This window comes from Xenorhabdus sp. XBWT (assembly GCF_059072735.1).
Genome location: NZ_CM180990.1, coordinates 4,250,622 through 4,261,802 on the forward strand (window position 1 = coordinate 4,250,622; position 11,181 = coordinate 4,261,802).

Genomic DNA, 11,181 nt, shown 5'->3' on the forward strand with positions numbered 1-11,181 from the left:
ACACTTATATGTCGCGAGAAGAGCTGAACGAAGTCTGGAAAAATATAAAAAACGAGGCAAAGGCTCTGGCAGATTGTGAGCCTATGTTAGCCAGTTTTTTCCACGCGACACTACTCAAACATGAAAATCTGGGTAGTGCCCTGAGTTATATGCTGGCAAATAAGCTGGCAACACCGATTATGCCCCCCATTGAAGTCAGGGAAGTCGTTGAAAGCGCGTACCGCAGTGACCCTAGAATGATCGAATCAGCAGCATATGATATCAAAGCCGTTCGATTGCGCGACCCCGCTGTAGACAAATACTCAACCCCTCTGCTTTACCTTAAAGGCTTCCATGCATTACAAGCCTACCGCATCGCACACTGGCTGTGGAAACAAGATCGCAATGCATTGGCAATTTACCTGCAAAACCAGATTTCAGTTTCATTTGGGGTAGATATCCACCCTGCCGCGAAAATTGGTTGCGGTATCATGCTCGACCACGCAACGGGTATCGTCATTGGTGAAACGGCGATTGTTGAAAATGATGTTTCCATTCTGCAATCCGTCACACTGGGTGGTACCGGCAAAGCTGGCGGCGATCGTCACCCGAAAGTACGTGAAGGCGTGATGATTGGTGCGGGTTCTAAGATCCTCGGCAACATAGAGATTGGTCGCGGGGCAAAAATTGGGGCGGGATCGGTTGTGTTGAGACCAGTACCACCTCATACCACCGTGGCGGGTGTACCGGCGAGGATTGTCGGAAAACCGGAAAGCGAGAAGCCATCACTGGATATGAACCAGCATTTTAATGGCATCAATAACGGATTTGAGAATGGGGATGGGATTTGAAATTCTGTTCTTATGTTCAATCGTTAAACATTCAGCGCTGATTAAGCGCTGAATGTTACTGATTAATCCCGCAATAAAGCGCCGAAATACCCCAGTTGCCGCCATGCTTCAAACACCACCACAGAAACAGAATTAGATAAATTCATGCTCCGACTATCCGGCAACATAGGAATTCTGATCTTCTGTTCAGGTGGCATGTTGTCTAATACATAAGATGGCAAACCACGGGTTTCCGGGCCAAACATCAGATAATCACCATCACGATAACTCACATTACTGTGCGCCGGAGTACCTTTTGTCGTTAAGGCAAATAAGCGCGCTCCTGAAGGGGATTGTGAATTAACAAAACTAAGGCCTTCATTTTCCAAGAATGCGTTGTAGTCGTGATGCTGCTTGATATTGGCGAATTCGTGGTAATCCAGCCCAGCACGACGCAGACGTTTATCATCCCATGTGAAACCTAACGGTTGAATAAGATGAAGCTGACAGCCAGTGTTCGCACAAAGGCGGATGATATTGCCTGTATTAGGCGGGATTTCTGGCTCGAATAGGACGATGTTTAGCATTATTATTAATAGACGGTTTAAATAAATATGTAGAGATTAATTATTAGTATTACAGCCGTAATTACTCTGTAATCAGATTCTGATCCCGGCGACGGTTGTATAGAGGGTCTATCAGAATTATCTAACATTAAGTATCTCTGATAGTTTCTGATCTAGTTGCTGAGCATAAATTTTAGAGCCAATCTCATTTAGATGATGATTGTCACTGTAGATCAACTCTCCTTTGTAGAAAGGAGCATTATCGAATAACATCAAATTTTGAGTATTTAAAAATGAAACGTGTTTATATTGATTAGCCAAGTTTTCCATGATTTTATTCGCATCTAACCAAGTAGGAATAGATTTTATATGTAGGTGAATTCCTAAGTCGTTTATTCGGCGTGCTCTAATAACATTTAAGTTAAACATGGGGATTTGAGAAAATATTATTATTTTTTTATCTTTGTTATTTTCTATAAATGTTTTTATAGCTTGTTGGGTTTGTGAGTCTTGATGGTAGTTCCACTTACCTGAAAATATTATAATTTTCTTATTTTTTAATGAGTTTTTTATATATTCCGTTTGTTTTTTACAGGATTCTTTTGCCCAGCCATGTAATTTTTCTAAATTAAATCCATCAATTGGTAGGCAGCTACTTGAAGTTAATACCTCAAATGAAATATTGTGTGCTAGTCCAAACTGATTGAAAAATAAATTTAATTGGGCTGCGTGAGAATCACCAATAACAATAGTATGTGTAGGAGCTGCCTTATTACCTTGAATACAGTTTGAAACTATTTTGCCATGGCAGATTTGACTAGCATTAGCATATCTAGAGTACTCTACAGGTAAAGGCTTATATAAAATTTCGCTAGCTTTTTCGGATGCTTTCGTCAATAAAAATAAGCTAAGTATGAACATACCTATGAATAGCCATAATGTTCTTTTATTTTTAGTCAATCGCAGTGGTATTTCAATTAGCTTACAAGACAACCACGCAAATAGAAAACTAAAAAATACATAACCTATATAGGCTAGAGGTGGTAACTCATAAGACTGGGTGATGTAGCGCATAAACGCTAAAATAGGCCAATGCCATAGGTATAATGAGTAAGAAATTCCACCAATCCAGACAAGTAATTTATTAGATAAAAAGGAGTTTACAGGACCATGCTGTGATACGATTAGAAGTGCAATGGCAAAGCAAGGAAATATCACAACTATGCCAGGAACTTGATTTTCTGAAATACAGAAAAAACTAGCTAAAACTACCAATAATGCAAATACTCCAGTATAAGGTGAAATTTTTTTGTTTAACGAAAACTGACCGTAAAAAAAAGCCAGTAAAACTCCAACGAAAAATTCTGGAATACGTAGTATTAAAGAGAAATAATGGCTTTCTTTAGAAGTGGAAACAGTGTAGGTAGAGAAGGTAAATAATGAAATAAAAATAAATGGTAGAATATATTTTAGATGTTTTTTAGGTGAAAGTATTAGAATTAAAGGTAGAAGTATGTAGAACTGCATTTCAATAGCTAAAGACCATGTGTGCAGTAGCGGTAGCTCATTTGAATTTGGTGCAAAGTAACTTCCGAAATTAGAAAAATATCTATTGCTGTCAAATGAAATAGCTGATTTTAAACTTTCTTTATAAAACTTAAAATCTTGTTGTGTAAAAAAAATAATTGCAGCAATAGTGCAGACAAATAATAGTACTATATAAGCAGGTAATACTCTCTTTATTCGACTTATAATAAACGATTTCCAGTTATATTTACGTTCTGATTTACTAAATAAAAGATGGAAAATGATAAAGCCAGAAATAACAAAAAATATATCTACGCCTAAAAAGCCGGCTGGAAGCCAATCTTTATTAGCGTGATAAATCATTACAGATAATACAGCTAGTGCTCGTATTCCTTGTATATCTAAACGCATTTTTTTTGCTAGTGTGTTAGGAGTAGTCATTGTAGATTCAACTTAACTTCAATTTTATTTAATAAGAGTAATTTCATAACCACGTAAATTTAAGCTCGCCTTTTTCGGCTGGAATTTTACAGGCGATTAAATAATTAAGGGACACAGCCTAGTGGATCATCCTTCAATTAAAGGCCCTATTTTCCATTTCCACGATAGAGCCATTTGAAAGGTTTAGCTGATACCTGATTGTGATATTCAATGTATGCTAAAATAAGCTCCCGCAATTTCTCCTTGCTGCTGACGGAAAGCCGTCTGAGCAAATGCCGGGATATCAGGCTGAACCAGCATTCTATTTGATTTAGCCAAGAGGCGTGTTTCGGCGTATAAACAAATCGGATACGATGGGTTGGGTCTGACAAAAAATTCATTCGTGTTTCCATTGACTGAAGTACCCCGCACTTGCCTTTCACTCCCCGTTCTTCATCAAGGCCACAGGCTTCGGCAATGTATTCAACCAAACTGGCCGATTTGTGCGTATTAAGCTGATCGACGATAAAGATCCATTGCTCCGTCGGAGCGGATGCCACCGTTTGGCGAATATGCGTGACAAAATCCTGCTCTGTTCGCGTGTTCTGAACCGTCGGTTGGAGGATTTTTCCGGTGGCTATTTCCAGATTCGCTATCAGACATTGCGTACCATGCCGAATAGATTCGCAATCCTGCCGTGCCACCTGATGGGCTTTCATCGGCGTCTGGGCAAGCCGTTCCAGCGCCTGAATACCGGTTTTTTCGTCCACGCTAACCACATGAATACTTTGAACATGCAGTGCTGGCGCTTGTCGGTAAAGCTCACAAATTTTCCCGACTTGTTGTTCATAATCGGGCTGGTCTTTACGTGTGTGAAGCCACGCTTCAACTTTATGCGGTTTCAATGCCCTTTGATTTTAAAAAAATGTGCAATCGGCTTCTTGATATCTCATCAATAATACCCCGATTAATCACCTCCTGCCGTAAGGACGAGATGGTCCAGTGACTCCGCGGCTGCTGACGGGACTGCGGGTCTTCACATGCCACCGTCAATATGTGGGCAATTTGCTCAGCACTGAATTTGGGTTTGCATCCGCTACGGTACAAATCGCTGAACAGCTCCTCAAGGGCTTTTAACAGGTCACTTGGCTTCATTCCTTTCGTAGATTCGATGGCGTTCAGTCGGTCTTGATTGTCCAACCAACGTTTTCGCCAGCGTCCCGCCTGCTTACTACCCAGTCCGACTTCCTTTGCTGCCCGGCTGTTAGAGAGACCTGATGCAAAGAGCAGAATCAACTGTGCGCGTTGACGGTGATCACTGCGACTGGTGCGAGACTTGACGATATGTTCCAGCGCACGTTTTTGCTGAGCGTTTAAGTTTACTGCCGGAGCTGTCCACATAAAAGATAAGCTCGATGGTCATTTAAATGGTGTGCTAATGAACCATAAAACTTTATGTTATTCAAGTGGACGTAAAAGGACATCAAATGCGGGATATGCCACTAGTGGTGATTTCGTCTGGTCTAAGTTCAATAATCATGCTCCTTCAGGAGCCATATGAATAGATGCAAACTGCCATCGGGTTAATATCCAACACATAAGATGGCAACCCAAGGTGTTCAGCAGGGCTGCGAGCATACTATTTTAGTTGTGTTTTAAAGATGATTATTTCTTAAAATTCAACTTTAATAGTTAATATTTTTTCGAGTGAAATTTGATCGCCCAAGCAATTCTTTAAACTTTTATAGTAAACTAAAGAGCTAAAGAACAATATTGACATTTTAGGTTCAAATATTAATCAAAGTATGCTTGCGCCCTGCGAGTTTCAGGATCAAACATCAGATAATCACCATCAACGATAACTCACATTACTGTGCGCTTATTTGCCTTTTGTGGTTAAGGCAAATAAGCATGCACCAAAAGGAGATTGTGAATTGAGACCTTCACTTTCCAAGAAAGCATGATAGTCATGATGTGGTCGTGACATCAATTTATTGAATCATGTATAGTCTGTCTATTTGGAAAACATTCAAATGGCAAAGATTGATGTAACTTGCCCCTCTTGTTCCGCAGTGAAAGGGATCCATCGCAATGGGCGCTCGCGTTCTGGTCACCAACGTTATCTTTGCCAATCCTGCCGCCACTCTTGGCAACTGGCGTTCACTTATGCCGCTTGTCGTCTCGGTACCCATAAGCAAATCGTCGATATGGCTATGAATGGAATGGGATGTCGGGCGACAGCACGAGTGATGGGGATTGGCCTGAATACCGTCCTTCGGCATTTAAAAAACTCAAACCCCAATCGGTAACAGAAGCGATTAAACCCGGCACTGAAGTGATTGTCTGCTGCGAAATGGATGAACAATGGTCTTACGTAAAGTCAAAGAAGCAGCCTCGTTGGCTCTTTTATGCCTACGGCAGCAACTGTCTTAAACACTAATTTCACTGGCTCCTTTCAACATTATTATTGATATGACAGATGGCTGGAAAAGTTACGAAAAAGCACTCGCAGGGAAACGCCATGTGGCCAGCAAGCGTTATACCCAACGCATAGAGAGGCATAACCTGAATCTTCGTCAACATTTGGCAAGACTGACTCGCAAAACATTGTCTTTTTCAAAATCCATAGAAATGCATGACAGAATTATAGGATATTATCTGAACATTCATCACTATCAATAAAATAGAGTCATGACCGGATTTCTGGTTGGAATAGGACGATGTTTAGCATGTTTTTTCTAGAGCGAATGATTCATAATGGGAATATCTGGGTTTGGTTAATGATGATTAAGGCCGAATTCATTTTCCTTATATTCTCCTTGAGAAACTATCAACTTCAATTATATTGAATAAAAAAATTAATTTGTGAGAATATGAACACGTTCACCTATAGATAGGGATAATAAATACTGAATAATATATTCTCTGGAGTGATTTTCATAAGATTCAAGAGGTGCCCAACGTGGTATGATTTTAGCTTCTTTACTATCAAATGGTCCTTGCTTCCATTCATAAATAATTGCATCAGGGCTTTTACATATTAATGTATGACAAGTCATTGGTGGGATTTCTGCTGCGTATATATTACTCCCTTCTCCTAGATCAATAATATCACCAACTATTCCTTCGTGTGAAAAAAGCATAAGTAAAACATGGCCTTTTATAATATGAAAAAATTCCCATTGTGAGGATAGCTTATGATAGTGTGGTGGAATGTAACTACCATATTTAATTCCAATAGCCAGTCCTTGAACAGGGTCGGAATGGCTATTGTGTAGATTATGGTGATGACGAAGTCTTGGTGATAATTCAGCTTTTAAAAGTAATTCATTATTAAACTCTTTAGTGAAATATTTGACTGTCATAGTTCATAACCTAATTATTTATAATAAATTTATTACAGATATTTTTGGCTGCTGATTGAACAGAAAACTTATCTTTAAGTAGATTAAATGCATTCTTACCAATTTCCTCACGTAATTTCTTGCTTTTTAATAGCTCTACAGCAGAATCAAATAGTTTATCATCATTACCATTAACGGATACTAATCCTGCTTTGTATTCATTAATCATTGGCATAAGATCATTATCACTATTGACACTGCCTAAGATAGGAATACTATTCACCATATAACCAAGCAATTTCCCAGGGAAGTTATGTATTTTATGATATTGTGATAAGCTAAATAAACCAATATCAATAGACAATAAGACTTTTTTAAATTCTTCTTGAGATATTGATGGTAGATAAGTAATATTATGGAGATTGAATTTTTCTTTATACTCTTTCAATAAAGAGACCTCATCACCTTGACCAATGAAAAGAAAATGAGCGTCAGGGAATGATTTCATTTTGTTTGCTAGTCTTAGCAGATTACCCATGTCCTGAGCTTTTCCTATATTACCACCATAAAAATAAATGATTTTACCAGATAACTTTAGCTTTTCTCTTATATCACAAGGGGAAGGTTTTTTAGATGAAAAGTCAGCCCAGTTGTGTAAAACTTCAGCTTTTCCAAAGTGGGGATTACTTTTATAGTATATATCTAAGTTTTTTTGTGACATTAGTCCAATATAATTAGCAGCTTGATAATTTATTCTTTCAAAATATCTAAAATATTTTGCAATAATGGATTTTTCTTTAATTAACCCTTCATCGACAATCCACTGAGGGAAAGAGTCTCTTAAGATAAGATATGAGGGACAATGCCATTCTTTTTTTATTTTATTAACGAATTTCCCAAAGAAAATTGATGGAGAGTAATAAACTATACCATCTATTCTTTTTGATTTTAGTATTTTCTTTAAAGAATTCCAAGCTCTTATGGATAAGAGAGATTCATTAAATGCTCTAGTAATCATAGATACATCTTTAATCTTTCCACTTGGAAATCTGATTACTTGAATCCCATCTATAGTGTCGATTACTAGTCCTGAATTGCTATTATTTGTATTAGGTGTAATAACAATAGGCTCATGTCCTTGCGCTGATAATTCAAGGACAAGTTCATGCATCATTTTGGCTGCAACCCGTGTACTACGTGGCAGGTAATCATCAATTATGATAGCAAGCCGCATTAGTATTCTCTCCAAACTACTCTTTTTACATAATCTGTATAACTATGAATTATTCTAACTACTTTGTCGGAAACGTTTGGCATACTATAATCGTAAACCTGACGCAGTAATTTTTCTTCTTTTTTCGATTGGTTTTCAAGGATTATTAATGCTTGCAAAATTCTTTCGATTTCGAGGCCTACCATCATTACAGCGGCTTCTTCCATTCCCTCTGGGCGTTCATGTGCTTCACGAAGGTTTAGTGCAGGAAAGTTAAGGATAGATGATTCTTCGTTGATTGTACCACTATCAGAAAGGACAGCCTTTGCTGATATTTGGAGTTTATTGTAATCTGTAAAACCTAGAGGTTTTAATAAACGGATATACTTATTAAATGTAACGCCTTCAGCATCTATTCTTTTTTGTGTTCTGGGATGAGTAGAAACAATAACAGGTATATTATAATTTTCTGCAATAGAGTTTAAGACAGTGACTAATTTCCTGAAATTTTTATCTGAATTAATATTTTCTTCTCTATGAGCACTGACAACAAAAAATTGCCCAGAATTCAGCTCTAGGCGTTTTAGTACATCTGATGATTCTATATATTGGATATAATGCATTAAAACTTCATTCATAGGGCTTCCTGTTTTAATTACCATATCTGATGGAAGCCCTTCTCTTAGTAAATATTCTCTGGCTATGGAACTATATGTTAGATTAATATCAGCAGTATGATCAACTATTCGTCTATTGATTTCCTCAGGTACTCGCATATCAAAACAACGATTACCGGCTTCCATATGGAATATTGGAATTTTGCGGCGTTTTGCGGGTAAAACAGACATACAGCTATTGGTATCACCTAAAACCAGCATTGCGTCAGGTTTTTCTTGTTCTAAAACACTATCTATGGCGATGATAACTTTTCCAATCGTTTCAGCACCATTTATACCAGCTGCATTTAGAAAAAAATCGGGTTTACGAATTCCAAGGTCATCAAAAAAAATTTGATTTAGCTCATAATCGTAGTTTTGCCCTGTGTGTACAAATATGTGTTCACAATATTCATCTAAGCGGGAAATCACGCGGGAGAGTCGTATAATCTCAGGCCTTGTACCTACGACTGTCATTACTTTTAATTTTTTCATATTATTATACCTTATACGCTATTGTATCTGGATGGTCTTTATCAAAAATCTCATTTGCCCATAACATAACTATAAGTTCATCGTCACCAATATTAGTTATGTCATGAGACCAACCAGGAACAGTTTCAACAACTTCAGGGTGTTCACCAAAGGCATAAATTTCGAAGAATTCATTTGTTATGACATGTCGAAAACCAAATCTAGCTTTTCCTTTGATAACCAGAAATTTTTCACTCTTCACATGATGGTAATGACCACCTCGAGTAACCCCTGGATGAGCAGTAAAGAAAGAAAATTGTCCTGAGTCTTTTGTTTTGAGCATTTCAACAAAACTGCCTCTAGCATCTTCATGTTTTGTTAGTGAATAGCTAAAAGATTCAGCAGGAATATAACTGATATAAGTGGCATAGAGTAATCGTATAAATCCATTTCCAACTCTCTCAGTTAATAGTGTTTTATGCCCATCTCGAAATTTATATAGATATTCAGTAAGTTTACCAAGAGTAACTTTATAAGTAGGGCCTAGATTAATATAAATTTCTTCAGATGATTTGTTGGATAATAAATTTATAAAAGAATCTACGATTGTATCTACATGAATTAAATTTAATTCAATGTTTGGTTCATGGATTGTGATAGATAGATTATGGCATATGTTATGACAGAATGTAGCTACAACAGAATTATAGTTAGGTTTACACCACTTTCCGAAAACATTAGGTAGTCTATATATGTATATTGAATTATTCTTTTCTTTATGGAGATTTAATAGATGTTTTTCTGCATAGAGCTTACTTTTTCCATAAAGATTCGATTTTTCTACTTGAATTGAAGATGTGAAAACAATAGGAATGTTTTTATTGCTTTTTTTAATTGAATTGCAAATGTACTGAGTTAATTCTGAATTCACAGTAATGAAGTCATTTTCATCTTTAGGGCGGTTTTCACCTGCCAAATGAAAGATAAAATCAGATTTATCAACACAGTCATCAAGGTAGTCTAAACTATGATTACGATTAAACTTCAAAACTTCAATATCTTTAAATTCTGATAGTTTAACACACAGGTTTTTTCCTATAAATCCATCAGAACCCGTAATTAATACTTTCATTAGATTAACCTTCTGCTGTTGCATTTTCGCCACGAACAATTTGCCTTATGAATTCTAATTTAAGTAATAAATTTTTCATTCCTTCAATATCTAATCTTTGAGTATTATGTGAATTGTAATCTTCGAGTTCACTGATAGTTTTGTTGCCTTGATCAAAGTATTTTCCGTAGTTTAGATCCCGGTTATCTGGTGGAACACGATAATAGTTTCCCATGTCAATTGCGCTTGCCATCTCTTCTCGACTTAAGAGGACCTCATATAATTTTTCACCATGGCGTGTTCCAATAACGTCAATCGGGTAATTTGATAATTGTAACAACTCAAGAATAGATTTTGCTAAGACGTCAATAGTTGCAGCAGGTGCTTTTTGGACAAAAATATCTCCGTTATTGCCATGTTCAAATGCGTAAAGTACAAGGTCTACAGCATCTTCCAACGTCATCATAAATCGAGTCATATTAGGATCTGTGATTGTTATCGGCTTTTTTGATTGCATGAGATCAACAAATAGAGGAATAACAGAACCTCGAGAAGCCATAACGTTACCATAACGGGTTCCACAAATTACCGTTTTATTTGGATCCAAATTTCTTGATTTGGCTACCATGACTTTCTCCATCATGGCTTTAGAAATCCCCATAGCATTAATTGGGTACACAGCTTTGTCTGTACTAAGACAAACTACTTTTGATACATTATTAGTTATGGCTGCTTCTAATACATTTTCCGTACCAAGAACATTAGTTCTAACTGCTTCCAAGGGATAAAATTCACAAGATGGTACTTGTTTTAAAGCTGCTGCATGATAGATATAATCAACATTTCTAGTTGCATTTAAAATGCTGCTATAATCTCTAACATCACCTATATAAAATTTTATTTTAGGATTGTTATAAAGTTTACGCATATCATCTTGTTTCTTTTCATCTCGACTAAAAATTCGAATTTCACGTAATTCAGAATCTAAAAATCTCCGTAATACAGCATTGCCAAACGAGCCTGTACCACCTGTAATTAATAAAGTTTTATTAGCAAACATC

10 protein-coding genes and 2 pseudogenes are annotated in these 11,181 nt (G+C 36.9%); 2 read left to right on the plus strand and 10 right to left on the minus strand.

From position 1 onward, the window contains the following. Nucleotides 1-8 precede the first annotated feature (8 nt). Nucleotides 9-830 carry a serine O-acetyltransferase gene (cysE, locus tag AC5JQI_RS18790; RefSeq protein ID WP_092552346.1) on the plus strand — a complete coding sequence of 274 codons (822 nt, stop codon included), beginning with the start codon at nt 9-11 and terminating at the stop codon, nt 828-830. Nucleotides 831-892: 62 nt separating this feature from the next. On the opposite strand, the gene trmL is transcribed toward cysE, so the two are convergent. The 5 genes and pseudogenes from trmL to AC5JQI_RS18815 form a co-directional block, all read right to left on the minus strand. Further along, nucleotides 893-1,396 (minus strand): tRNA (uridine(34)/cytosine(34)/5-carboxymethylaminomethyluridine(34)-2'-O)-methyltransferase TrmL, encoded by a 504-nt coding sequence (trmL, locus tag AC5JQI_RS18795; RefSeq protein ID WP_493913239.1) that lies wholly within the window; start codon nt 1,394-1,396, stop codon nt 893-895. 117 nt (nt 1,397-1,513) lie between these two features. Continuing rightward, a complete protein-coding gene (locus AC5JQI_RS18800; protein WP_493913240.1) occupies nt 1,514-3,343 on the minus strand; it encodes an acyltransferase family protein in 1,830 nt (609 codons plus the stop codon). 146 nt (nt 3,344-3,489) lie between these two features. Continuing rightward, a complete protein-coding gene (locus tag AC5JQI_RS18805) occupies nt 3,490-4,227 on the minus strand; it encodes a transposase (RefSeq protein ID WP_493913241.1) in 738 nt (245 codons plus the stop codon). Beyond that, the gene (locus AC5JQI_RS18810; protein ID WP_493913242.1) at nt 4,214-4,723 is read right to left on the minus strand and encodes a helix-turn-helix domain-containing protein; all 510 of its coding nucleotides are present in this window, start codon (nt 4,721-4,723) and stop codon (nt 4,214-4,216) included. Before AC5JQI_RS18810 ends, AC5JQI_RS18805 begins: the two co-directional genes overlap by 14 nt. Nucleotides 4,724-5,140: 417 nt before the next feature. Continuing rightward, nucleotides 5,141-5,297, minus strand: a pseudogene (locus tag AC5JQI_RS18815) (tRNA (uridine(34)/cytosine(34)/5-carboxymethylaminomethyluridine(34)-2'-O)-methyltransferase TrmL); the annotation flags it as partial. Between the two features lie 58 nt (nt 5,298-5,355). On the opposite strand from AC5JQI_RS18815, the pseudogene AC5JQI_RS18820 reads away from it, so the two are divergent. Next, nucleotides 5,356-6,004: pseudogene (locus AC5JQI_RS18820) on the plus strand (IS1 family transposase). A gap of 176 nt (nt 6,005-6,180) precedes the next feature. On the opposite strand, the gene AC5JQI_RS18825 reads toward AC5JQI_RS18820, so the two are convergent. From AC5JQI_RS18825 to AC5JQI_RS18845, 5 genes are read right to left on the minus strand one after another with little or no spacing between them, the layout of a single operon-like run. Further along, nucleotides 6,181-6,687, minus strand: coding sequence for a WbuC family cupin fold metalloprotein (locus AC5JQI_RS18825; protein WP_493913243.1), 507 nt, complete (start codon nt 6,685-6,687; stop codon nt 6,181-6,183). A gap of 10 nt (nt 6,688-6,697) precedes the next feature. Beyond that, nucleotides 6,698-7,900: a glycosyltransferase family 4 protein gene (locus AC5JQI_RS18830; RefSeq protein WP_493913244.1), complete on the minus strand. Its 1,203-nt coding sequence runs from the start codon at nt 7,898-7,900 to the stop codon at nt 6,698-6,700. Continuing rightward, nucleotides 7,900-9,030, minus strand: a complete 1,131-nt coding sequence (gene wecB, locus AC5JQI_RS18835) for a non-hydrolyzing UDP-N-acetylglucosamine 2-epimerase (RefSeq protein ID WP_493913245.1) — start codon at nt 9,028-9,030, stop codon at nt 7,900-7,902. The genes AC5JQI_RS18830 and wecB overlap by 1 nt, the downstream gene beginning before the upstream one ends. A gap of 4 nt (nt 9,031-9,034) precedes the next feature. Further along, nucleotides 9,035-10,141 (minus strand): UDP-2-acetamido-2,6-beta-L-arabino-hexul-4-ose reductase, encoded by a 1,107-nt coding sequence (gene wbjC / locus AC5JQI_RS18840; protein ID WP_493913246.1) that lies wholly within the window; start codon nt 10,139-10,141, stop codon nt 9,035-9,037. 4 nt (nt 10,142-10,145) lie between these two features. Continuing rightward, on the minus strand, nt 10,146-11,180 hold the full coding sequence (locus AC5JQI_RS18845) for a polysaccharide biosynthesis protein (protein WP_493914733.1): 1,035 nt from the start codon (nt 11,178-11,180) through the stop codon (nt 10,146-10,148). Nucleotide 11,181 lies beyond the last annotated feature (1 nt).

Bases quoted from the DNA above. Each gene is read 5' to 3' on its own strand.
- cysE (WP_092552346.1), top strand. From the start codon at position 9: ATGTCGCGAGAAGAGCTGAACGAAGTCTGGAAAAATATAAAAAACGAG.
- trmL (WP_493913239.1), bottom strand. From the start codon at position 1,396: ATGCTAAACATCGTCCTATTCGAGCCAGAAATCCCGCCTAATACAGGC.
- AC5JQI_RS18800 (WP_493913240.1), bottom strand. From the start codon at position 3,343: ATGACTACTCCTAACACACTAGCAAAAAAAATGCGTTTAGATATACAA.
- AC5JQI_RS18810 (WP_493913242.1), bottom strand. From the start codon at position 4,723: ATGTGGACAGCTCCGGCAGTAAACTTAAACGCTCAGCAAAAACGTGCG.
- AC5JQI_RS18825 (WP_493913243.1), bottom strand. From the start codon at position 6,687: ATGACAGTCAAATATTTCACTAAAGAGTTTAATAATGAATTACTTTTA.
- AC5JQI_RS18830 (WP_493913244.1), bottom strand. From the start codon at position 7,900: ATGCGGCTTGCTATCATAATTGATGATTACCTGCCACGTAGTACACGG.
- wecB (WP_493913245.1), bottom strand. From the start codon at position 9,030: ATGAAAAAATTAAAAGTAATGACAGTCGTAGGTACAAGGCCTGAGATT.
- wbjC (WP_493913246.1), bottom strand. From the start codon at position 10,141: ATGAAAGTATTAATTACGGGTTCTGATGGATTTATAGGAAAAAACCTG.
- AC5JQI_RS18845 (WP_493914733.1), bottom strand. From the start codon at position 11,180: ATGTTTGCTAATAAAACTTTATTAATTACAGGTGGTACAGGCTCGTTT.